This is a genomic window from Microbulbifer agarilyticus (assembly GCF_001999945.1).
GTDB classification, from domain to species: Bacteria; Pseudomonadota; Gammaproteobacteria; order Pseudomonadales; family Cellvibrionaceae; genus Microbulbifer; species Microbulbifer agarilyticus_A.
Map to the genome: position 1 here is coordinate 2,745,008 of NZ_CP019650.1, position 20,598 is coordinate 2,765,605.

A 20,598-nucleotide genomic window follows, 5' to 3' on the forward strand; every position below is an offset into this window, starting at 1 on the left:
ATCCATACAGATCACATTCATTACCAGACCCGATCCAGAAGCACGTGGCCAACGATTCCTCCAGTAACCCTACCCGCCCACTCAAGGGCCGCGGTGCCGTCAGCAATCTGGCCGGGCGCTTTGTAGATCAGGTTAGCAGCCGCGAGAGTGACGGTTGGGAGACGACCCTGGAGCCGCTGGAACGTATCGAAACCGTCGCCATAGAGGAAAAGGCGCGCTCGATCATCGCCACCAACCAATCCCCGGATCTCCCGTTCAGCCAATCCATCAACCCCTACCGCGGCTGCGAACACGGCTGTATCTACTGCTATGCGCGCCCGGCGCATGCCTATATGGACTTGTCCCCGGGGCTGGATTTCGAGACGCAGCTGTTTTTCAAGCCGAACGCCACCGAGCTTCTACAGCAAGCACTGCGCAAGCCCAAGTATCAGTGCAGCCCCATTGCCCTGGGGACCAACACCGACCCCTACCAGCCGCTGGAAAAAGACAAGCAAATCACCCGCCGGATTCTGCAAACCCTGCAAGAGCACCAGCACCCGGTAACCATCGTCACCAAGGGCCAGCTGATCCTGCGCGACCTGCCCATCCTCGCCGAAATGGCGCAGGACAATTTGGCGCACGTCGCCATCAGTGTGACCACGCTGGACAACGAATTGAAACGCCGCCTGGAACCCCGTACCGCAGGCCCCAATGCACGGCTGCGTATGATTGAGGCCCTGAGCAGCGCGGGTATTCCCACCGCCGTGATGGCAGCCCCGATTATTCCCGCTCTGAACGACGCCGAGCTGGAACAGATACTGACCCGGGCGCACGCGGCCGGTGCCATCCACGCGGCCTACATCCTGCTGCGCCTCCCGTTTGAAGTAGCCCCACTGTTCCGACAATGGCTGCAGGAGCACTATCCAGAGCGCGCACAACACGTCATGAGCATTGTGCAGCAGAGCCGCGGCGGTAAGGATTACCAGAGTGAATTCGGCAGCCGCCAGCGGGGTAACGGCGTGTTCGCCCAGTTACTGCAGCAGCGATTTAAGATAACCTGTCGCAAACTAGGCCTGAATGAGCGGAAGCTCAATCTCGATTGCAACAAGTTCACCCTGCCCCCGCAATCCGGGGATCAACACAGCCTGTTTTAAGGCCTGCGTCCAAGCAGGAAATATACGAGTAGGAATCTTTTTTGTCTGGCTGGTTTGTCTATCTCATTCGCACCAACCGCGACACCCTGTATACCGGGGTCACGCGCGATGTGGAGCGACGCTTTGAGGAACACAGCAGTGGTGGCCCCAAAGCGGCCAAGGCCCTGCGTGGGCGCGGACCGCTGAGCCTCGAATTTCAGTGCGCCATGCGCAGTAAGTCCGATGCACTGAAACTGGAAGTGGAAATCAAACGCTGGCCGAAGTCGCGAAAAGAACAACTGATTCGTCGCGGGCCGCCCTTTCTGGCTGAGTATCTGGGTAAGGACTATCAGGGTGTTGCGCAAGTGGATTAAGGAAGGCGTTCAGGCACGATCGATCAGAGAAACTTCATCTCTGTAAGCCAGCGCAGCGCATCTTCCCGCCACTGGTCAGAGTCTTCCCCTTGGGGCTTAACGCCAAATCCATGTCCGCCCGATTCATACAGAAGCAGGTCAACCTTCACACCCGCTTGAGCAAGTTCGCGTTTGTATACTTGTGAATAATGTACTGGGTTCACCGAATCGTCCTTCGCATGCACCAAAAGCGTCGGCGGAATATCCGCTGAAATCACAATATCAGAGTTCAATTCCTGCGCCGCGAGCGCTTTGGGCTTTTTATTCTTGTGCTCCATCGTCATATGCCCGGGATAAACTGCAACCACAAAGTCTGGCCGACTACTTACCAAGTCAGCCTGATCGATAAGAGAATAAGCACGACGCTTGAATGCAGTACTGGCAAGCACAGCGAGGTTACCACCGGCTGAAAAGCCCATAACGCCAATTCTGTTGGGATCGATAGCGTACTTTGATGCGTTTCGGCGGAGATAGGAAACCGCTCGCTGCGCATCCTGTAACGCCATAGGTACTGCCGGCGTATCGTGCCTCTTGGCCAGCGCATTCCAACTACACCCCGAATTTGGCACACGATACTTAAGCACGATACAGGTGGCGCCGGCATTATTCAGCCATGCACATACCGCCTCACCATTGGCTCCAAGCGTACTTCTGCTACCGATTGCCACACCCTTATAGCCACCACCGGGCAAAACGATTACCGCAGGCCTTTTCGACTTTGCTTGCTTGGCTGGGTACACCAGCAAGCTGGGATGCGTAATTACCAAGTGCGGATTGCTTTTCGCAAAGCTATCTAGGGAGATTAAAGCTATCCCGTCCTGAAGAACCTCTGCATCCTGCGGCCACAAAAAAGCCTCTTCTACGAGGCTCGATGACTTCAATACGTCGGGATAAGCGCTGCCTACCTTATTCCGCGCCTCTACTGGCCAATCGGCAAACACACTTTCTGTACCTGCCGTTAATGAGAGCGGATAGAAGCTCGCCAACACACCGGCAATCACCCTGCGTAAACTGGGATTCATCAGACGAAGATCCGGTTTTTCCATAACAATGGGAATCCTAGCGAAAGGATAATGGCCGCTTAGTAGACAATCATTTCTGCAGAAGCAGCGCTATTTGCTCTCCGCTCATTAGTGCGATCGTCCAGATGACCAACACTAATAGCAGTACCAAGGTAGCAAGTAATCCGCCCTTTAATCCGCGGCTGCGGAAAAAGTAATAAGGCAATGCGATAAGCCCGAACCCGATAATGCAAATATTCAAAAAGATATTGCGCTTGTACTTTCGTAGATTTGAATCCCGGACATACCAAGCAAACCCCACGAAAGCGATCGCCAGAGAGAACCACAAGGAAGTGGGCGGAAAGCCCACTCCAGGGTAGAAGTACTGGCTCGCGAAGCCATCCAACACGCCAATCACAATCAAACACAGTAACGCGATAGTTATACTCATAGGGCCTATCCGAGTGTTCTTTGGTTTGCCGCTACTCCAAGATCCGGCAATCAATCCATCCAGTGCCCGTTCATACCCAAGGGCTTAAAGCAGTCCGGCACGCATCCTGTCCTCATCCACAAAGAGCGCGATCAAAGAATACTGTGTGAATGCGCTACTGGTGGACAAGTGCTCCTTACACCAGAATCTGACATTCTCCTTATAGGCTTCAACTGCCAATTCTCGCTGAGAATCAGACGCCAGTTTTCGACTCAGACCGGCGAAGTGACATCTGACCACAACCGGAGAATCCAGCTGTTTGGCATCATCCGTAACCGAAAGCATAAGCGTCGAACTGGCGGCGTCCCATCCAATTAAAAAGAAGCGGGATTCATCCTTAACGTTTTTGTCCAGAAAGCTAAGAGCGTAATCAAGGGCCTCTATCATATCGGTATTCAGCGAGTGCTCTTCCTCCGCCTCACTCGCCGACGAGAACACCTCAAACTCAACACCATCGCCAAGCAAACCGTCGTTGCCGCCCGCTACAAGGCTCTTGTCCCACGTCAGTCCCATCATTACTCCTAATCAAATCCACCGCCAGGCGCCGCCAGAAAAACCTTAGCCACCCGCAAAACTACTAATATCCCATCACCTTCAAACTGAGGTATGGAACAATAAAAAATGCTACCGTAACGATCTTGAAGTTCGCCAGGAAACTAAAGTATGCCTCGGAGAGCTTCGCATCCCCAAGGTCAAACATACTGCCATGGACGGATTTGATGAAGTTTTTCATCAGATACACCATGCCTGTGGCCAGTAGCAGATAGCCAATATTGAGCAGCGAGGCCCAACCGAGAATCGTTGTTACCTGAGATAGAGTGATCATTTTTCATCCTCGTATATTTGACGCGAAACGAAACCACTGAAATACCACTGCTCATAGAGTGTAAGGGTAATCACTGAAGTCACGGAAAGCTATATTCCAGACCGAAGCGTCGCAGGTACTCTGACATAGGAGGAAGACCAAGCTCCGCGCGACGCTCGTCGACGCCTTCTTGATCTTCTATCGGCCAAAGTTCGAGCGCACCATCTTCACCAGAGGTAACTTGTGTTCCGTACAGCTGCTTTTTTCCTTCGCCCATTAAGATCCTATCTTCGAGTAACGCAAGCGATGCCCCGGAAAAATCACCATTCGCTACCGCCGCACGGACAAGTCCAATATAACGCTGCTGGTAAGCCAGATCAGCATGCTGCAACACCAGAAATGCTCCCTGCGTTGCTTTATCTCCCACCTTACTGCGCTTAGGCCAACCATGCTCATCTATAATCTTTTCCAACTGCGCGAGATTCTCAACATCCACTTTGTACTGACGTTGCCAAAGAGCCCGCAGCTCTTCTGAGTCCATCCCGTACTTCCTTACAACCTCTTGCAATTTTGCACGGTGCTTTTGATCCGCCTCATACATAGCGAGGAGTTTATCTTTTAAGGGCTCACCTTCAGAAGCAATACTAACTGTGACGAAAGACAAATAGGAAAAGAACAGTAAAGATAGAACTTTGAATATGACTCGAAACATCATCCCCCCGAAATACGTGAATTTTCAGCTCAGAATGGTCTAAAAATATAGCGTATGCTTGAAAATGTTTTACTTCCAATTAACTCGCGCGACAGGGATACCCAATGCTATGCACGAACAGCCGCAAACTCCAAGATAGTTTTTGGCATGCTATAGCGATCTATCGTCTTTTCTTCAAGGAACGAGATATCCCACTTCTTTTTGAAAAGCCTACGTAAGTCAGATTTATCGAAGAAACGCTTAGACTGATTATTTACACTGAAGAAGTTCGATTCAAGCTTAGGGTAACCAGTTGCTCCGTAGTTGATATCATTTTTCGAGTTCACTCGGCCTAACAACATACCACCAGGCGTCAATACCCTGTATATTTCGGATATTATCTCTTCAGTTTTACTCCATCCAAAGTAATGTAAACAAAGACTTGCTACGACCACATCAAAGCTATTCGATTCATAGGGCAAGGGCTCACTATGATCCAGCTCTTCAATTTTTAACAGATCATTTTTCACCAAATCGGTCGCTTTCAGATTACTCGAAATAGACCTAAGAATTTGCGTATCTATACCGGTACCTGCACCCAGCTCTAGAACTGACCTCCCCCTCACCTCTTTTGCCCAGCTGTCCAGCCAGTTGTAGTCAGATTTCATACTAAATTCAGTGCATAACGCCGCCGGCAGGGGCAGCTTGCCTTGTGCGCGTTTTGCGCAATAATGGGAGCGTAGCGACCTGCGCAAAATGTGCACAATGTAAGCTGTCCCGCGGAGGGCCGCAGGCCCGGAGCAAATTGCCCGGCCTTGTTAACTCAAATACCCGTGTAAGGTGAACATACCAAATAGCATAACGCCCCACCCCAAAATTGCTATAACCGCACTTTTCATTCTTGACGCGAGATCATCAAACACCATGCCAGAAAAAGCGACATGGAATTGCGTGGCGGCATATCCAAAACCTATTTCAAACAGCGAGCGCATGTAAGGTGACCGCATACACGATTCACAATCATATCTTTCTATGTGCGTGAACAAATAGACCGTACTTCCTATCATCACCGCAGTTGCAAATAATTCAACAATCCCAAAATCTTGCTTAACCTGGGCCCATGACAGGCCAAATTCCTTGATATAGATAAATAGCCCTACAAAGAATGGCCCGAATAACGCAAGGATTTCGTTCATGTAAATGAGTTAACATTTTAATCGTAGTCCCAAAGACTACTATCTCATGCCTACTATTCCTAGCGACATTCAAGGTAACTTCTTAGCTAAAGCCTATATAACTCAAACACTTAGCCGCTCGATCTCAGTCACAGCTGTTTTGCAAAAGTGATCATCACGACTACTATCCCCGATTTGCCCAATCGCTCTAACTTATTGAATTGAATAGTCTTTTAGAAGAACGCGCATATCTCGCTGGAGATAGTAGTCGTAACGACCGAAATACCGAATCTATATTGGTCATATTTGGATTAGTAATAGCGTGACTGACAATTGAAATTAGCTGCTCCACACACGGATATTCAAATGGTCACCAGGGAATGACGCATCCATCATAATTAAAGAACTGGCCGCTACTTTCCGCGCTGGCATTAAGGAGCAGACTTTTTATACCAGTAACGCTTTCCTCAGTAGATATCAGCGCATTGGGGCCACCCATTTCGGTTTTAACCCAGCCCGGGTGCAGGGCAACAACCTTGATCCCCTGCTCTTTTAGGTCGATCGCAAGGCTCTTTACTACCTGGTTCAGCGCAGTCTTGGAGGAGCGGTACATGTAACCGCCGCCTGACTGGTTATCGGCAATACTGCCTACCTTACTGCTCAATATTCCAACAACTTTATTTTGGCCAGCCGCCAGATTGGGGTAGAAGGCCTCGGCAAGTTTGTAGGGGGCGATGGTGTTGATTTCGAGCACCTTGCGCCACTCATCCACATCGACATGGCCGAAGGTCACGCCTTTCGGCCCGTAGTAGCCGGCGTTGCTCACCAGAATATCCAGTGCGCGCCCTTGCAGGCTCTGCGCCAGGTCTGCTAACTGCGCATAGTCAGTAACATCTAGCGTGTGCACTTCCAGGTTTGCATAGGATTCGTTCAGCTCGCTCAGCTCCCACGCCGCAGACGGGTTGCGGCAGGTAGCGATCACTTTCCAACCATCTTTGGCAAATTGCCGGGCCATTTCGAGGCCTATGCCGCGGTTACAACCGGTGATGAGAATCGTGCCAGACATGTTGACTCCTGTGGTGGTATTCTTGCCCGGTTCGATAATAGCAACTGCAAATGTTATGTATTACTCGCTTGGCGATTTGATCTGGATTTTTTTACTGGCACTGCCCGCCTGGTATTTTTGGGCTGGTATGGCGGCCAAGGACCGGGTGCGCAAGATTGTTAAGGATCACTGTATGAAAACCGGCGTTCAGCTGCTGGATGATACGGTGATGCTGGACCGCACACGTATCAAGCGCGACCGCCACGGCCAACTGCGCATTCAGCGCCGTTACGAATTCGAATTCACCTCGACCGGCGAGCGCCGTTACGAGGGTTTTGCGGTACTGCACGGCCAGCGTATTACCCAGATCCAGCTCTCGCCCTTTCACCTCGACTAATCCTCGAGCCGGTGAAAAAACAAACAAGAGAACCCCATGCAATCACTCAAGAAAGGTATCTACCGGCACTACAAGGGCAATCTGTACCACCTGATGGAAATTGCCACCCACAGTGAAACCGGGGAACAACTGGCTATTTACCGCGCTCTGTATGATGACTTTGGTGTGTGGGCGCGTCCCCTGGCCATGTTTGCAGAAACCGTAACCAAAGACGGTAAGACATTCCCGCGCTTTGCCCTGGAAAAGCCGCTTGATTGACTTCGGTATTGCGGCCCTCGCCAAATAAAGACAATAAGGACTCTCGGTGAACAACAAACAAATCCTGATTTACGGCGCCTACGGATACACCGGCGAACTCATCGCCCGTCAGGCCGTGGCCAAAGGGCTGAAGCCTATTCTTGCCGGCCGCAGTGCCGCCAAGCTGCAACCGCTGGCAAACGAGCTGAGCCTGCCCGCCATTGCGGCCTCTCTGGACGATGAGGAAGCCCTGGCACACGCGCTGAAGGATGTTGCCGTCGTGATCCACTGTGCCGGCCCCTTCTCCGCCACCGCCGAACCCATGATGCGCGCCTGCATTGCCAATGGCACGCACTACCAGGACATCACCGGCGAAATGTCTGTGTATCAGATGGCCCACGGGATGGACGCCGAGGCGCGTGACGCTGGCGTGGTGCTGTGCCCGGGCACCGGCTTTGATGTCATTCCCACCGATTGCCTGGCGGCGGCGCTGCATAAAGAAATGAACAGTGCCACCCACCTGACTCTGGGGTTTGACTCGGATTCAGGCCTCAGCCCGGGTACCGCCAAGACCTCGATCGAAAGCCTCGGCGTGGGCGGTGCGGTGCGTCGCAATGGCAAGATCGAGGTAACGCCTCATGGCGAGCTGACCCGCAAGATCAATTTCGGGCGTGGAGAGAAGTTCGCCGTTGCCATCCCCTGGGGTGATGTGGCTACCGCCTACTATTCCACCGAGATCCCGAATATCGAGGTGTATATCCCTATGAGCCCGCGCCGGGCCAAGAAAATGCAGAAGCTGAACGCATTCCGCTGGCTGCTGCGTATGAAGTGGGTACAGAACTGGATGAAGGGCAAGGTAGACGAGAAGGTCCGCGGCCCCAGCGAGTCACAGCGCTCCCAGCAACAGACCTGGGTGTGGGGCGAAGTCCGCAACGACCGCCGCGGCGAGCGTCGGGTGGGCCGCGTGGTCACCGCCAACGGGTACGACGTTACCGTGCATGGGTCACTGGCGGTACTGGAGCATCTGCTGAGCTACACCGGTAACGGAGGTTATTTCACCCCTTCGAAACTGTGTGGCCACGAACTGGTCGAGAAGCTACCAGGCTCCGGCGCGATCAAAATGTCCATCGACTAGATCTGTACCTACGGCGCCACCACTCGCGTGGCGCCCTCTCTTCCCTCCTCACCAAAACGCCACCAACGATTGTAGATTTCACAGACCTGACACATTTTGTTCAAGTCTGCGCAACATAGGCTTCGTACTTTTACCGTATGCGAAGCTTACCTATCACCCTAAAAACCGTCGATGTGTCGCTGGTCCTGCGTATGGCAGAGCGCGCGGCGCGACCGGCATCCCGTAGAAATTACCTGCTGCTGTCCCGCTCCGCGGACGGCTGGCTCTATCTGGCATCGCCGCTGCTAGTGGCGATTGTGAGCCTGCAAGCGGCGCTGCAGTTCCTTACGGTCTGCGGTGCGGCCTTCGTCATAGAGCGCTCACTCTACTGGACAATCAAAAACACCACCCGCCGTAACCGGCCCCCGGAATCGATTCCCGGTCTGCGATCCATTGTTATTGCCAACGACCGCTTCAGCCTGCCATCGGGCCACACCTCCGGTGCCTTCCTGTTTGTGACCATGCTGGCCCAGTGCCTGCACCCATTATGGGCCCTTGGCTACCTCTGGGCCGGTGGAGTAGGCACTTCCCGTGTCGGACTGGGCGTACATTACCCGACCGATGTGTTTGCCGGTGCACTGCTCGGTACCGGTGTGGGACTTACGGTCGCCGGATCACTGCTATAAGTGCCGCGCGCCACGTTTGACCAACCAAGCACAAGACACCTCAAAACACTGCATACCATCGCAATTCCTATCGGAGAAGCAATTTGAAAATTCTGTACGGCGTTCAAGGTACTGGTAACGGCCATATTTCACGGGCCCGGGCCATGGCGGAGGCCTTCCAGCAGTTTCCGGAATTGGAAGTTCAATGGCTGTTCTCTGGCCGCCCACCGGAGAAGCTTTTCGCGATGGACGCTTTTGGTGATTACTGGTGGCGTGAAGGGCTCACCTTCGTGCATAAGGAAGGCAAGATCGATCAGCTCGCCACCGCCAGGCAACTGGATTTACGCAAGCTGCTGAAAGACATTCGCGAGCTCCCAGTAAACGATTTTGATCTGGTTATCAGTGACTTTGAGCCGGTCACTGCCTGGGCGGCGAAAAAGCGCAAGTGCCCAAGTATCGGATTGGGGCACCAGTATGCTTTTGATCACGCCATTCCTGCCCCCGCCTTTGGCTGGTTGCCCCGCGCCATTATGAAACTGTTTGCTCCGGTGCCCCTGGGCCTCGGCATGCACTGGTACCATTTTGGCCAGCCGATCTTGCCGCCTATTGCCCACGCCCATGAAGGGGCCGTACCGGCAGAGCAAGACCATGTACTAGTGTATCTGCCGTTTGAACATGCACTGCCGCTGTTACAAGAACTGAAGCAATTGCCGCAGAAATTTATTGTCTACGGTCTACCTACCGATCTACCCAAAGCCGACAACATCACTCTTAAGGCGCCCTCGATAGAAGGGTTCCGCCACGATGTCGCCACGGCGCGTGCGATTATCTGTAACAGTGGTTTTGAATTGATTGCCGAGACCCTGACGCTGGGTAAACCAATTTTGACCCGGCCGCTCAAGGGCCAGTTTGAGCAAGAGGCCAACGCGATGGCCCTGCAAGAACTGCAACTGGCCAGGGTGGTAAAACATATCGATGCGCTCACTATTGGTCGTTGGCTGGAAGAGCAACCAAGAGGCGTACGTATCGATTGGCCAGATGTGGCGCACGCTATCGTGCAGTGGATTTCAGAAGGCCGCTCTGACACACCACAAGAGTTGTCCAAACGATTGTGGAAGGGTGTGGTTCCAGGGCAGCGCCGTGCCGAAACAGAAGTGCAAGGCAGCAGTGCAGCGGTGGACGCGGACAATGTCAAAGGTGTGGAAGATGTGGAAGGTATCGAGGGCAGTGAAGGCACCTGAGCAGGTGCCCCTGTTGTCGCACAACGCGGCTTAACGCTGGTTGCGCACTTGTTCCCGTTGCAGGCGCGCAACGGCTTCCCGCATTGTCGTCACCCAGTAGCGCTCCGGATTGGCCGCCAGGTGTTGCAGAAGTGCACGGTGGTCTTCCTCGGCAACCGAGATATAGTCCCCACCCACACCGTGAAACAAAAAGCCCACAAGGCTGTGGTTTTCACGAGCTGCTTCCGCCACGGCAATTAATTGGTCCGCACTTTTCTCTGCACCATCAAACGAGGCTATTCGGTAAAAGTCTTTGTTGTCCGGATAGTGCTGCCCGTCGACGGAAAATAACCGCGCGGCGCTTACCAGTTTTTTCAGCTCCGGGACCACATCCTCACCTCCCGCGGTCATATCACCACAGGGGTAGGCAAAGGTACGCTTGTCCTCACCGTCGATGGCTTTGAGCATGGTATTGGTGGCCTGCACCTCATCCACAAATTGCGTGAGGGTGTACTTGTCCAGATCCTGCCATGGTTGCACCCAACTACGGTTAGCCACCGATTTGCGGCACGGATGGTACAGCATATGGTTGCCGAGTTCGTGGCCGTTTTGCGCGGCACGGCGCCACTCGTGCTGACGCATACGTACCGAGGGGCGCGCACCGCTCAGATAAAAAGTACCGGGCAGTTTGTATTTGTCGAGCTGCGGGATGGCCACGTCCAGGTGTGAATCGAGCGCATCATCGTAGGACAGCACCACGGCAACTTCCGCACCGCCGGGCCAGGGGGAAGCAGCCCCAGAACCGGCCTGAGAAACCGGCACCAAAAGTACTGCGCAGCACGAGACAACAATGGGAAAAGCGACTAAAAGTAGCTGCCGAGAAGCCTTCCATGACCGTTTCAAGAACATACAAACTTCCTGTTTGTTTTATTTTGACTGAACGGGTTAAAGCGTGACCCGCAAGGTGAGCCCACCGAGATCCATATCGGCAGCGTCCGACGGCGAGGCGATGGCAATACTGCCGTGGTAACTCTCCACGATATCAACAACCACGGCAAGTCCAATGCCCTGCCCCTGTTGCTGTTCATCGGCCCGCACACCGCGCTGAACCACCTGTTGCCACTGTTCTTCGCTAAGACCCGGACCGTTATCGGCAATAGTGATTTCCAGACCGCGGCGGTCGTCGGTGTTCTTCGCGCTGACCAGCAGTTTGCCACCGCCATACTTGTAACCGTTGTCGAGAAGGTTACCCAGCATTTCCATCAGGTCCCCTTCATCGCCATAAAACAGTACGGAAGGATCGCACAACAGTTCCGCATCGATGGTTTTATCCCGGTAGACTTTATCCAGTGCTGCGAGAATTTTCTCTGCCATGGGCTGTACCGCCACGCCGCGCAAGATGGACTTGGGCGACGTCGCCACCGCGCGCTTCAGCTGGTAACTGATAATCCCGTCCATGCGCTCCACCTGCTCCGCAAGCGCTTGCTGTGCGGCCTGCGGGTTGCCGGCCACATCCATGCCTTTCAGCACCGCCAGTGGCGTTTTTAAACTATGCGCGAGGTCGCCCAGCGTATGGCGGGTTTTCTCCCGCTGGCGACGCTCATTTTCTATCAGCAGGTTCAGGTTATCGGTCAGGGGCACGAGTTCTTTGGGGAATTTGCCCTGCAGGGTATCGGCACCCCCACGCTGCATGTTTTTCAGCGCACTGGTCACTTGGCGCAGTGGCGCCAGCCCCCAATGCAACACGAGGAGCTGCACCGCGATCAGTGCCAGCGCGCCGATACCCAACCAGCGCCACAGGGTGGTGTTGAATTGATACACCTGCGCCTGCAGCGGCCCGGCGTCTTCCAGCACCACAAAGGTAAATTGCAGCTCGTTATCCAGCCCCCAGGCGATTCCCTGGCGAAAGCTGCTGTAGGGCACGGTCGAGTCCGGCAGCTGAATTTCCGCAAACACCTGCTGGCCCTGGCGCAGTGGCAACGGCAGCGGTAATTCGGAAAAGTTTGGCAGGCTAAGTGCCGAGGGGGAACGCCAGATAACCCGGCCGCGGGCATCCATCACCGCACCGATCAAACCGGAATCCGGCTGGTTGAAGCGCGGCTCCGGCAGGTTCAGGGGCAACAGCAGGTTGTCACCGTCCGGTTCGGCCACCGCCAGCAGCGTATAGATATGCAACTGCAGCTCACGCGCCTTGGCCTCATCCAGGGAGGTACGGTAGGCCTTTTCCAGCACACCGGAAAGCACCACCAGAAAAACCAGTAGTACCAGAGTGGCCATCAACGAAAGACGGCCAGACAGGGAGTGTATCCAGCCCAAGAGGAACTGGCGGATATCAGAGAGACGATTCAGCAAGGTAATCAGCTCACCGGGCTAAAACGGTAACCGCGCCCACGCAGGGTTTCGATGGGCTTTATCCCACCTGCAGCATCCAGTTTCTTACGCAGGCGACCGATAAATACTTCAATCACGTTACTGTCGCGATCACAGTCCTGCTCGTAGATATGTTCGGTGAGTGTGGTTTTCGATACCACCTCATCCGGATGCAGCATCAGGTATTCGAGTACCTTGTACTCAAACGATGTCAGGTCCAGCTCGCTGTCGGAAACCTTCACCCGCTGGGCACTGGTGTCCAGCTCGATGGGGCCGGCACTGATGACAGGGGAAGAAAAACCCGCGGAGCGCCGCACCAGTGCGTTCAACCGGGCCAGCAACTCTTCGGTATGGAAGGGTTTGGTCAGGTAATCGTCACCACCGGCCTCCAGGCCGCGCACCCGCTCCTGCCAGTGGCCGCGAGCCGTGAGAATCAGGATGGGGAAATGCCGCGATTCCTTGCGCAGGGTTTCAATAACCTGGATACCATCAATTTTCGGCAGACCCAGATCCATGATCGCTACGTCATAGGGGTATTCGCGCCCCAGATATAATGCTTCTTCGCCATCAGGCGCTTCGTCGACGGTGTACCCCCCCTTGCGCAGGGAAGCCGCCAGCTGTTCACGCAACGCGTGTTCATCTTCTACCAGCAGTGCGCGCATGGCGTGTCCTCAGTAATGCATTTTTCGTTATGGCGTTAGCGAGAAATTCTTCCGCTCTGTCGATCCACGAACACTACATAGACCTGACTTTTGTCAGAAAGTCCCTTCACGCGGAACATACTTTTGCCTTTGCGCTGTACTTCGCTGATCGCCAGGATCTTGCCACCAAAGCGTCGTTTCACCAGGGCCGCGGCCTCATTTTTGGAAATGCCTTTGTTCTGCACCCGCACCGTGGCCAGCGGCTGTACATTCAGGTGTCGCACTTTCGCAACCTGCGGTACCGCCTGTGACATTTCTCGCGATACAGCCGATGCCGCAGACACCGGCGCGCTCACCAGTGTCGCCAGTATTAAGCAAGCCAATACGGCAAACGGTACAAGTTTCATCCCTGCGAAGTTGATGGATACGGCCCCTTTCACTTGCTGTGCGGCTTGTGGACCTCGAGTGACTTTCACTGCTCTGCTCCTGTCGATTCCATAGCGCCGGTGGATGAATAACAATCAGACGTTGATCACAGTACCGGCGTGACGTCTACACGAACCCGAATTCTATCTCCAGGATGGTGGTTAGTGCGAATCAGATATTCCTGGCCGTTGTAGCGGTAGTTAACGTCGTAGCCAATCAACTCCCGGCGCGTGCTCACTTCTTCGACAACCTGACAGCGCTGCTGGGTGCCGTACTGGACCGGCGCCTGACTGCGACTGATGGCATTGCCGATGACAGCGCCTACTGCAGCGCCCGCAACCATGCCCGCGGCCTTGTTACCGTTATGGTGCCGGTGATAGCGACGGTGGTGGCGATGATAGCGCTTGTGGTGCTTGTGCCCCTTGCTTACATTGCGTCCCACCGCAGCGCCTACGAGGCCGCCGATGATGGCACCGGCCGGAGAAGGCTGCTGATAGGTGACAGTCTGGTCCCAGCACTGGGTTCTGGGCTCGACGACATTCACGTCATTATAGATAGGCGTCACTGCGGTGACCGGGGCATAGTCATAACCGTCCTGTCCTGTATGCGGACCGGGGTAATAGCCACTATCACCCGCGCTGGCGCGGACACTCACCACCACAAGAACCACGGTGAGACTAACCAGTGCCAGCTGCTGTAACCACTTGTTTGTTAATGCCATGTTGCGTACTCCCTAGACCTGAGCGGTGGTGCTCTGGCGTGACTCTATTCTGAATCTGGTCACTACCAGGCATCTTTGTTTGGCCAACAATTCGACCGATGGGAGTACTTTAAAAGGTGCTGACTGAATCGATCCTGAACTGAAATAAAAAAGCGGGGCCTCTTGCCCCGCTTGTATTGGTCCCGCTTATTATTGGTCCCTTCTGCATCAGCCCCGCTTCTGCCGTTTGCCACCGCGCTGTTTGAAGCGCTGGCGCTGCTCTGGCGTCATGTTGTGCCAGCGGTCCCGCAAACGGCGCTGTCGCTCTGGCGGCAACTGCTTGAAGCGTTCGCGCGCCTCACGGATTTTCTTGCGCTCTTCCGGCGGCAATTTTTTAAAGCGGTCGTAGGCCTCGCGCAGCTTCTGGCGCTGCTCGGGCTTCAAACGCTGCCAGCGGCCAAATTCCTGGCGGGCCTGCTGTCGCTCCTGGGTACTCATGCCCGCCCAGCGCGCCGCGCCCTCTCGCAGGCGGGTGCGTTGCTCAGTGGTGAACTGGTCCCAGCGGCCTTCAAAGCGCTGCAGTAATTGGCGCTCGCTGTCACTCAAGTCCTTCCACGCGGCCGGGTCGGCCCAGGCGCTACCGGCAAAGGAGGCCAACAACAGCAGCGCGAAGCCGATTTTCCGCAGAGTGCCGGAAACGGGGTTCGATGTGTGTTTGGCTGTGGCGTTACTCATTTCGCTCACCCTGCTCACCCTGCTCACTTTGTTCACTTTGCTCTCTCTGCTCACGACCTTCGCCCAAATCGACCACCTCTGGCCTGGGCGGGGCAGGCTCCTTTTCCAACACGCCTTCCACATCGCTCGGGGCGATGAATTCACCGGTATCGTCGGTCCAATCCGACAGGAATAACAAAAAGTCTTCATCCAGGGGTTCGTTGGCAAACGCAAACGGCAACATCACCAGCTGAACCGGTAGAGTCCACGCCAGAATCCGCTTTGAAGTGCGGCGCCTGCCACCCCCCGACTCAGGACGAGTGGCCATCCAGCGCCTCCTCTGCCAGCCACTGGTAAAATTCCACGTCTTCGATCATGTCCAGCTCGGCGTCTTCGTTCAGAATCCACGCATCGGCCAGCATATCTACCGGCTCACCCTGGGAGCTGGAACGCTCCTGCCCGACAAACAGTGCCACCGTGAGCACCGCTGCGGCACCGGCCAGCCCCGTGGGTAACCAAAGCATCCAGCCTGGCCGCGAAGTATCAGCCGCACCATCTAGTGCTGCAGAGCGCGCACGACGCAGGCGCGACAGGGTTTCGCCGTCGAGCGATTGCTCGCGGCGCTCCATGGCTGCGCGCGCACCTGCCGCTAATTCGGCATCGTTGTGCTCGCTCGATTCAGCCTTGGGCTTGTCTTGTGGCGACGTCATCGCACTTCCTCCAATTGTCCACGCAGGGCAGCCAGCGCCCGGGACAGGTGGGTCTTCACACTACCGCTACTGCAGGACATGGCAGCAGCGGTTTCCGAGATATCAAAGCCTTCGACACAGCGCAACATAAATGCCTGCTGCTGCCGCGGGGGCAAGCGACCGACGGCGGACTCAATTGCGTCCAGAGCACGCTCGGAAAACACACCTTGCTCTGGCCTCGGGCCACTCTGGTCTTCCAGTGCGCCCGGGTCAAACACATCGTCCGACTCCTCATCGCCGCGGGTAAATTTCTCCCGCAGAAGCTGCCAGCGCGAGACGGTCTTGTGCCGGCGGTGCCAATCGGTAATTCGGTTATTGAGAATGGTAAAAAACAGCGGGCGCCACTGTTCCCGCTGTTTGTGGCTGTAATTGCGCACCAGCGCGAACATAGCATCCTGCACAATATCCAGCGCATCGTCACGGTTCCCCACCGCCATAGCGGCCATGGAGAAGGCTCGCTTCTCTACCGAGGCTAAAAATTGTTCCATGCGGCGTGCAGCGGCCCCTTGCCTGGAGACCCTGCGTGCAAAGGCCTATTCTGAAAGCTTGTTATTATCATGCGATTGCGGTGCGGCCCGCGCTACCCCCGGGCCGCAATGTCTAGTCTCCGAGTTGCTTTAGCTACCCACCCTTGCGCTGCGACGGTCCATCCGGCGGTCCACCTTCTGCCCCTTGCGATCGAGCTTATGGTCGACGCGCTCGCCTTTGCGATCCAGACGGTTGTTGATGCGATCCCCTTTCTTATCGAGGTGCGCCGCGCGTTTTTCTTTGCCGTTGGCTGCCGCGCGTTCGGACTTACGGTCTAGCCGGTTGTTTATCCGGTCACCCTTGTTGTCCAGGCGGTTCTCAATGCGATCGCCCTTGTTGTCCAGGCGCTGTTCGATGCGATCCCCTTTGTTATCCAGGTACTCCGCGCGGCGGTCGCTGGCATCTGCTGCTGCGACGCTGGAAAGCGCGGCGGTCACGGTCAGGAGGACGATCTGTTGCTTGATCCGTTTCATCGATGGTTCCCTATTTTGATCAGTAATCAGTGATCAGTAATCAGTGGTCGGTAAGTAAATGCCAGGTGGAAACGTCGTTACGCACCTGTGTCGTTCACTTATCAAAACGTGCAAGACCGCAATTGGTTGACACATCGATGAAATTTTCTGTTTAGCGGGCCTCCGCAACCTCCACGCTGGGCCCCAGCCAGCGCTGGGTGAGGGTACCCGCGGTCATGGCGCCATTCACATTCAACGCGGTGCGCGCCATATCGATCAGCGGCTCGACGGAGATCAATAGTGCGGCAATCTGAACCGGCAGGCCCATGGTCGGCAGTACCACCAGCGCCGCAAAGGTCGCCCCGCCGCCCACGCCCGCGATACCGAAGGAGCTGATCACAATGACGGCGATCAGCGAGGTGAGCCACACCGGGTCAAACACATTGATCCCCATGGGCACCGCCACCATCACCGCCAACATGGCCGGGTAAATACCCGCGCAACCGTTCTGGCCAATGGTGGCACCAAAGGACGCGGAAAAGTTGGCAATGGCCGGGGAGTTGCCGAGCTTGTCGATCTGGGTTTCCACATTGAGCGGAATGGTCGCAGCACTGGAGCGGGAGCTGAAGGCAAACACCAGCACCGGCAGCACGGTGGCGAAATAGTGCAGTGGACTAATGCCGTTGATCATCAGCAAGAGCGCATGCACCACAAACATCAGCGCAATCGCCACAAAGGAAGCAAGCACAAAGTTGAACAGGTTAAAGATGTCCGTCCAGCTGGACTTGGCCACCAGCGCTGTCACCAGCGCCATAACGCCGTAGGGGGTAAACGCCATGATCAGGCGCACCAGCTTCATGATCCAGGCCTGCGCCACGGTAACAAAACGTTCGATAGCAGCGCCCTGCTCCGGATTCTCCCGGCGCACCGCCAGCGCGGCAAGCCCCATCAATACCGCGAAAATCACCACCGCGATCACCGAGGTATCGCGTTGGCCGGCGAGGTCCGCAAAGATATTGCGGGAAATAAACGAGGTAAGGATTTCGGGAATACTGAGGTCCGTCACGCGCCCCATGCGTTCATTCAGCACATCCACACGCGCGGCTTCTCGGGAGCCTTCTACCAGCCCCTCCGCAGTCAGGCCGAACAGGTGCGCGATCACCACACCGATAAACGCGGCAATTGCGGTGGTGCCGAGGAGGACCACCAGCACCGACCCACTGATTTTGCCGAGCGAGGCGGTATTGCTCACTTTGACCACCGCAGCGAGGATCGAGATCAACACCAGCGGCATCACCAGCAGGTGAAGCAGATTCACGTAGCCATTGCCAATCAGGCCGACCCAGTCGAGCACCCAGGGTGTGTTAACGCCCCAGCCCTCCGCCAGGTGCATCAGGCCACCCAGCAACACCCCCAACAGCAGCCCGGCAAACACCGCCGGGGCCAGCGAATTGCGGCTGTGGTGCCAGCGCGCCAGGGGCCAGAGTAAGAACAGGTAGAAGGCCAGCAGTAGAAATGCACTCAATTGCATTTATTTTGAGTCCCAGATTGCGAATTTAAGGAAAATAGTTTGCGCGCATCCTAACAGCCGGCGCGTATGTCCCTTAAAGACGCTTTGGTTATACGGGTAGAAGCAAGCGTCTGACACGCGCCGGCCTATGCTCGCGCCCTGCTCCGCCCTTACTCTGATAGGTAGGGCTGGATAGCTTCCATTAGGGATTCTGCGGTTTGCGGGCCGATTAACGTCCGCTGCCACTGGCCGTGACGATCGATAATAAAGGTGGAAGGCAGCACCTGTGGCACCGCCTGACCCCAGCGGCCTTCCGGGGCATCCGCCAATAGCGGGAAAGCGATACCGAATTTGTCCGCTTGCCGCTGTATTTCTTCTTTTGGCGGCTGATCAAAATTTATCCCGAGCACCAGCACCTGGTCTTGGTGCTCGCCGTAGAAGGTGTTTAGTTCAGGTATCTCTTCGCGACAGGGCGCACACCACTCCGCCCAGTAGTTCACCAGCAGGACTTTTCCCGAGGTATCCAGCGGTTTGCCGTGTAAATCGGCTAAGCCACCGGAGCCCGCACCACACCCTGTGGCCAGTGCGAGCACTGCGATAAGCAGGAAAAGAGCGCGGAACCGCTCAAGACTTGGCTGTTTTACTCGACGACTTGCCGCTGCGCGCATTGCGGCCACTCCCTTTACTGACCGATTTATTATCTGGGACCTCTTCCCCGGCTACGACGGCAGGGGTCAAACTGGTATCCACGCTCTTTTCCACAACCTCTTGCGACATCGACTCGCGAAATAGGTCGCCGAGGCTCCTGGAAAGGTGCTCGCGGGAAAAGTCTCTCGCCTCACGGAAGCGCGCTTCCACCTCGCGGTACCAGGGGCGTACTTCCAACTCGCGGTGGCCGCTCTCTGGCACCGGTGCCGGGTGCAGCCAATCCAGCATTTGCTGCAGGGTCACGGAATCCAGGTCGCGCACCAATACGAACTCATTGCGATCGGTTTGTCCGATCACCTGGTTGTCCTGCAGTACCTCGCGAATGCGCCGCCACTGGGCCGGGCGAATACCCGCGCGTGAAATATCCTGCTCGCGGATGGTCTGTCCCTGTTGATAGTTACAGAAGAACTTCCACAAAATAGACAGGGTTGCCACCAAGTCGGAGTAATTTCGCCCCTGAGCCGCCGCGTGGTAGGCGGATAGTGTGCGTACCAGCACACATCCTGCCAGTACGATCATCCACATCAGATAGATCCACAACAGGAACAGCGGTACGAAGGCAAAGGCACCGTAAATCGCCTGAACAGAACTGCGCGCGACGATGGCACCAAACAGATACTTGGCCAGCTCAAACGCAAAAGCAGTGAGCACACCACCGACAAGGCCATGACGCAGCGGCACGCGGCAATTAGGCACCGCTACAAACAGCAGGGTGAAGGCGATAGCGGTAAACACCCAGGGCAGCACCCGCAGGACTACCGGCAATACGCCGAGGCTGTCGTTGTGCGCGAGCACTTTCTGCGAGAACAAATAGGTGGTGGCGGCCATGCCGGCACCGAGCAAGATCGGCCCGAGGCTCAGAATTGCCCAGTAGAGTAAAAAGCTGGAAACGCCGCGGCGGCCCTTGGGAATATCCCAGATCGCATTAAATGTGGTCTCGATGTTTTTCAGCAAAAAACCCGCGGTCAGCAACAGAATGCCAATACCGACACCGGTAAGGCGCTGAGCCTGAGTGGAAAAACTATCGATGTACTCCTGCACTTCGCGCCCACTTTCCGGCACAAAATGAGAAAAGATCTGATGCTGGATTTTGCTTTCCAGACCCGCAAAGTCTGGAAACAGTGACAGCATGGCATAACTCACGGTCACCAGGGGAACGATCGCGAACAGCGTCATATAAGTGAGTGCTGCGGCATTCTGCCGGCAGTTCTTTTCATTGAACACGGTCCACAAAGAGGTAAAAAAGCGACGCCAGCGGTGCACCATTTCAGTCATGGGTCTTCTCAATTTGTTATAGCTCTTGTCATACGACTCCCCACACCACTTGCCAAATCCGCTCTCGCTTACCTTGTGATACAAGTGGCTTCGCGCCATTTTCTCGTGAATGGAGCGTATAAATCTGTGCAATTTGTCTAAAAAGTACGCCATACCTCAG

At 55.4% G+C, this 20,598-nt stretch carries 28 protein-coding genes; 7 read left to right on the forward strand and 21 right to left on the reverse strand.

Features of this window, described 5'->3' with window-relative positions:
• Window positions 1-44 precede the first annotated feature (44 nt).
• Window positions 45-1,133 carry a PA0069 family radical SAM protein gene (locus Mag101_RS11315; RefSeq protein WP_077404912.1) on the forward strand — a complete coding sequence of 363 codons (1,089 nt, stop codon included), beginning with the start codon at window positions 45-47 and terminating at the stop codon, window positions 1,131-1,133.
• A 41-nt stretch (window positions 1,134-1,174) separates the two neighbouring features.
• Window positions 1,175-1,486, forward strand: a complete 312-nt coding sequence (locus tag Mag101_RS11320; protein WP_077404917.1) for a GIY-YIG nuclease family protein — start codon at window positions 1,175-1,177, stop codon at window positions 1,484-1,486.
• Between the two features lie 23 nt (window positions 1,487-1,509).
• Here Mag101_RS11320 and Mag101_RS11325 read toward each other — a convergent pair whose 3' ends face one another.
• From Mag101_RS11325 to Mag101_RS11360, 8 genes are all read right to left on the reverse strand, one after another.
• Window positions 1,510-2,571 (reverse strand): alpha/beta hydrolase, encoded by a 1,062-nt coding sequence (locus Mag101_RS11325; protein WP_077404920.1) that lies wholly within the window; start codon window positions 2,569-2,571, stop codon window positions 1,510-1,512.
• A gap of 46 nt (window positions 2,572-2,617) precedes the next feature.
• Window positions 2,618-2,977 (reverse strand): hypothetical protein, encoded by a 360-nt coding sequence (locus Mag101_RS11330; protein ID WP_077404923.1) that lies wholly within the window; start codon window positions 2,975-2,977, stop codon window positions 2,618-2,620.
• 84 nt (window positions 2,978-3,061) lie between these two features.
• Entirely contained in the window at window positions 3,062-3,532 is a 471-nt protein-coding gene (locus Mag101_RS11335; protein ID WP_198039978.1) for a hypothetical protein, read from the reverse strand.
• Window positions 3,533-3,593: 61 nt separating this feature from the next.
• Window positions 3,594-3,842 (reverse strand): DUF6868 family protein, encoded by a 249-nt coding sequence (locus Mag101_RS11340; RefSeq protein WP_077404930.1) that lies wholly within the window; start codon window positions 3,840-3,842, stop codon window positions 3,594-3,596.
• A 79-nt stretch (window positions 3,843-3,921) separates the two neighbouring features.
• A complete protein-coding gene (locus Mag101_RS11345) occupies window positions 3,922-4,533 on the reverse strand; it encodes a DUF6624 domain-containing protein (RefSeq protein WP_157520324.1) in 612 nt (203 codons plus the stop codon).
• Window positions 4,534-4,640: 107 nt separating this feature from the next.
• Window positions 4,641-5,180, reverse strand: coding sequence for a class I SAM-dependent methyltransferase (locus Mag101_RS11350; protein WP_077404936.1), 540 nt, complete (start codon window positions 5,178-5,180; stop codon window positions 4,641-4,643).
• A 150-nt stretch (window positions 5,181-5,330) separates the two neighbouring features.
• Complete coding sequence (locus Mag101_RS11355) at window positions 5,331-5,708, reverse strand: hypothetical protein (RefSeq protein ID WP_077404939.1); 378 nt, start codon at window positions 5,706-5,708, stop codon at window positions 5,331-5,333.
• Window positions 5,709-6,057: 349 nt separating this feature from the next.
• Window positions 6,058-6,753, reverse strand: a complete 696-nt coding sequence (locus Mag101_RS11360) for an SDR family oxidoreductase (protein ID WP_077404943.1) — start codon at window positions 6,751-6,753, stop codon at window positions 6,058-6,060.
• Between the two features lie 55 nt (window positions 6,754-6,808).
• Between Mag101_RS11360 and Mag101_RS11365 the strand changes: the two genes are divergently transcribed.
• From Mag101_RS11365 to Mag101_RS11385, 5 genes are all read left to right on the forward strand, one after another.
• A complete protein-coding gene (locus Mag101_RS11365; RefSeq protein ID WP_232324999.1) occupies window positions 6,809-7,129 on the forward strand; it encodes a DUF3301 domain-containing protein in 321 nt (106 codons plus the stop codon).
• A gap of 36 nt (window positions 7,130-7,165) precedes the next feature.
• Window positions 7,166-7,387 carry a DUF1653 domain-containing protein gene (locus tag Mag101_RS11370; protein WP_010133025.1) on the forward strand — a complete coding sequence of 74 codons (222 nt, stop codon included), beginning with the start codon at window positions 7,166-7,168 and terminating at the stop codon, window positions 7,385-7,387.
• A 46-nt stretch (window positions 7,388-7,433) separates the two neighbouring features.
• Entirely contained in the window at window positions 7,434-8,501 is a 1,068-nt protein-coding gene (locus tag Mag101_RS11375) for a saccharopine dehydrogenase family protein (protein ID WP_077404949.1), read from the forward strand.
• 137 nt (window positions 8,502-8,638) lie between these two features.
• Window positions 8,639-9,166: a phosphatase PAP2 family protein gene (locus tag Mag101_RS11380; protein ID WP_077404952.1), complete on the forward strand. Its 528-nt coding sequence runs from the start codon at window positions 8,639-8,641 to the stop codon at window positions 9,164-9,166.
• 83 nt (window positions 9,167-9,249) lie between these two features.
• Window positions 9,250-10,386, forward strand: coding sequence for an MJ1255/VC2487 family glycosyltransferase (locus Mag101_RS11385; protein WP_077404955.1), 1,137 nt, complete (start codon window positions 9,250-9,252; stop codon window positions 10,384-10,386).
• Between the two features lie 30 nt (window positions 10,387-10,416).
• Here Mag101_RS11385 and Mag101_RS11390 read toward each other — a convergent pair whose 3' ends face one another.
• From Mag101_RS11390 to Mag101_RS11445, 13 genes are all read right to left on the reverse strand, one after another.
• Complete coding sequence (locus Mag101_RS11390; protein WP_198039979.1) at window positions 10,417-11,187, reverse strand: polysaccharide deacetylase family protein; 771 nt, start codon at window positions 11,185-11,187, stop codon at window positions 10,417-10,419.
• 123 nt (window positions 11,188-11,310) lie between these two features.
• Window positions 11,311-12,717, reverse strand: a complete 1,407-nt coding sequence (locus tag Mag101_RS11395; RefSeq protein WP_077404961.1) for an ATP-binding protein — start codon at window positions 12,715-12,717, stop codon at window positions 11,311-11,313.
• A gap of 5 nt (window positions 12,718-12,722) precedes the next feature.
• Window positions 12,723-13,397 (reverse strand): response regulator transcription factor, encoded by a 675-nt coding sequence (locus Mag101_RS11400; RefSeq protein ID WP_077404964.1) that lies wholly within the window; start codon window positions 13,395-13,397, stop codon window positions 12,723-12,725.
• Between the two features lie 35 nt (window positions 13,398-13,432).
• Window positions 13,433-13,852 (reverse strand): PepSY domain-containing protein, encoded by a 420-nt coding sequence (locus Mag101_RS11405; protein ID WP_077404967.1) that lies wholly within the window; start codon window positions 13,850-13,852, stop codon window positions 13,433-13,435.
• Between the two features lie 56 nt (window positions 13,853-13,908).
• Window positions 13,909-14,523 (reverse strand): glycine zipper 2TM domain-containing protein, encoded by a 615-nt coding sequence (locus tag Mag101_RS11410; RefSeq protein WP_077404970.1) that lies wholly within the window; start codon window positions 14,521-14,523, stop codon window positions 13,909-13,911.
• Window positions 14,524-14,730: 207 nt separating this feature from the next.
• Window positions 14,731-15,237 carry a DUF3106 domain-containing protein gene (locus Mag101_RS11415; protein WP_198039980.1) on the reverse strand — a complete coding sequence of 169 codons (507 nt, stop codon included), beginning with the start codon at window positions 15,235-15,237 and terminating at the stop codon, window positions 14,731-14,733.
• Complete coding sequence (locus Mag101_RS18010; protein ID WP_198039981.1) at window positions 15,230-15,544, reverse strand: hypothetical protein; 315 nt, start codon at window positions 15,542-15,544, stop codon at window positions 15,230-15,232. The genes Mag101_RS11415 and Mag101_RS18010 overlap by 8 nt, the downstream gene beginning before the upstream one ends.
• Entirely contained in the window at window positions 15,528-15,926 is a 399-nt protein-coding gene (locus Mag101_RS11420) for a hypothetical protein (RefSeq protein WP_077404975.1), read from the reverse strand. The genes Mag101_RS18010 and Mag101_RS11420 overlap by 17 nt, the downstream gene beginning before the upstream one ends.
• The gene (locus Mag101_RS11425) at window positions 15,923-16,453 is read right to left on the reverse strand and encodes an RNA polymerase sigma factor (RefSeq protein ID WP_077404977.1); all 531 of its coding nucleotides are present in this window, start codon (window positions 16,451-16,453) and stop codon (window positions 15,923-15,925) included. The genes Mag101_RS11420 and Mag101_RS11425 overlap by 4 nt, the downstream gene beginning before the upstream one ends.
• A 129-nt stretch (window positions 16,454-16,582) precedes the next feature.
• Entirely contained in the window at window positions 16,583-16,966 is a 384-nt protein-coding gene (locus tag Mag101_RS11430; protein ID WP_077404980.1) for a hypothetical protein, read from the reverse strand.
• Between the two features lie 151 nt (window positions 16,967-17,117).
• A complete protein-coding gene (locus tag Mag101_RS11435; RefSeq protein ID WP_077404983.1) occupies window positions 17,118-18,476 on the reverse strand; it encodes an L-cystine transporter in 1,359 nt (452 codons plus the stop codon).
• Between the two features lie 149 nt (window positions 18,477-18,625).
• Window positions 18,626-19,123 (reverse strand): TlpA family protein disulfide reductase, encoded by a 498-nt coding sequence (locus Mag101_RS11440; protein WP_077404986.1) that lies wholly within the window; start codon window positions 19,121-19,123, stop codon window positions 18,626-18,628.
• Entirely contained in the window at window positions 19,080-20,438 is a 1,359-nt protein-coding gene (locus tag Mag101_RS11445) for a YihY family inner membrane protein (protein WP_077404990.1), read from the reverse strand. The genes Mag101_RS11440 and Mag101_RS11445 overlap by 44 nt, the downstream gene beginning before the upstream one ends.
• Window positions 20,439-20,598: the final 160 nt, after the last annotated feature.

Excerpts from the sequence above, each read along its gene's own strand:
- Mag101_RS11325 (WP_077404920.1), bottom strand. The coding sequence starts at position 2,571 with ATGGAAAAACCGGATCTTCGTCTGATGAATCCCAGTTTACGCAGGGTG.
- Mag101_RS11330 (WP_077404923.1), bottom strand. The coding sequence starts at position 2,977 with ATGAGTATAACTATCGCGTTACTGTGTTTGATTGTGATTGGCGTGTTG.
- Mag101_RS11335 (WP_198039978.1), bottom strand. The coding sequence starts at position 3,532 with ATGATGGGACTGACGTGGGACAAGAGCCTTGTAGCGGGCGGCAACGAC.
- Mag101_RS11340 (WP_077404930.1), bottom strand. The coding sequence starts at position 3,842 with ATGATCACTCTATCTCAGGTAACAACGATTCTCGGTTGGGCCTCGCTG.
- Mag101_RS11345 (WP_157520324.1), bottom strand. The coding sequence starts at position 4,533 with ATGTTTCGAGTCATATTCAAAGTTCTATCTTTACTGTTCTTTTCCTAT.
- Mag101_RS11350 (WP_077404936.1), bottom strand. The coding sequence starts at position 5,180 with ATGAAATCTGACTACAACTGGCTGGACAGCTGGGCAAAAGAGGTGAGG.
- Mag101_RS11355 (WP_077404939.1), bottom strand. The coding sequence starts at position 5,708 with ATGAACGAAATCCTTGCGTTATTCGGGCCATTCTTTGTAGGGCTATTT.
- Mag101_RS11360 (WP_077404943.1), bottom strand. The coding sequence starts at position 6,753 with ATGTCTGGCACGATTCTCATCACCGGTTGTAACCGCGGCATAGGCCTC.
- Mag101_RS11365 (WP_232324999.1), top strand. The coding sequence starts at position 6,809 with ATGTATTACTCGCTTGGCGATTTGATCTGGATTTTTTTACTGGCACTG.
- Mag101_RS11370 (WP_010133025.1), top strand. The coding sequence starts at position 7,166 with ATGCAATCACTCAAGAAAGGTATCTACCGGCACTACAAGGGCAATCTG.
- Mag101_RS11380 (WP_077404952.1), top strand. The coding sequence starts at position 8,639 with ATGCGAAGCTTACCTATCACCCTAAAAACCGTCGATGTGTCGCTGGTC.
- Mag101_RS11400 (WP_077404964.1), bottom strand. The coding sequence starts at position 13,397 with ATGCGCGCACTGCTGGTAGAAGATGAACACGCGTTGCGTGAACAGCTG.
- Mag101_RS11410 (WP_077404970.1), bottom strand. The coding sequence starts at position 14,523 with ATGGCATTAACAAACAAGTGGTTACAGCAGCTGGCACTGGTTAGTCTC.
- Mag101_RS11415 (WP_198039980.1), bottom strand. The coding sequence starts at position 15,237 with ATGAGTAACGCCACAGCCAAACACACATCGAACCCCGTTTCCGGCACT.
- Mag101_RS18010 (WP_198039981.1), bottom strand. The coding sequence starts at position 15,544 with ATGGCCACTCGTCCTGAGTCGGGGGGTGGCAGGCGCCGCACTTCAAAG.
- Mag101_RS11420 (WP_077404975.1), bottom strand. The coding sequence starts at position 15,926 with ATGACGTCGCCACAAGACAAGCCCAAGGCTGAATCGAGCGAGCACAAC.
- Mag101_RS11425 (WP_077404977.1), bottom strand. The coding sequence starts at position 16,453 with ATGGAACAATTTTTAGCCTCGGTAGAGAAGCGAGCCTTCTCCATGGCC.
- Mag101_RS11430 (WP_077404980.1), bottom strand. The coding sequence starts at position 16,966 with ATGAAACGGATCAAGCAACAGATCGTCCTCCTGACCGTGACCGCCGCG.
- Mag101_RS11435 (WP_077404983.1), bottom strand. The coding sequence starts at position 18,476 with ATGCAATTGAGTGCATTTCTACTGCTGGCCTTCTACCTGTTCTTACTC.
- Mag101_RS11440 (WP_077404986.1), bottom strand. The coding sequence starts at position 19,123 with ATGCGCGCAGCGGCAAGTCGTCGAGTAAAACAGCCAAGTCTTGAGCGG.
- Mag101_RS11445 (WP_077404990.1), bottom strand. The coding sequence starts at position 20,438 with ATGACTGAAATGGTGCACCGCTGGCGTCGCTTTTTTACCTCTTTGTGG.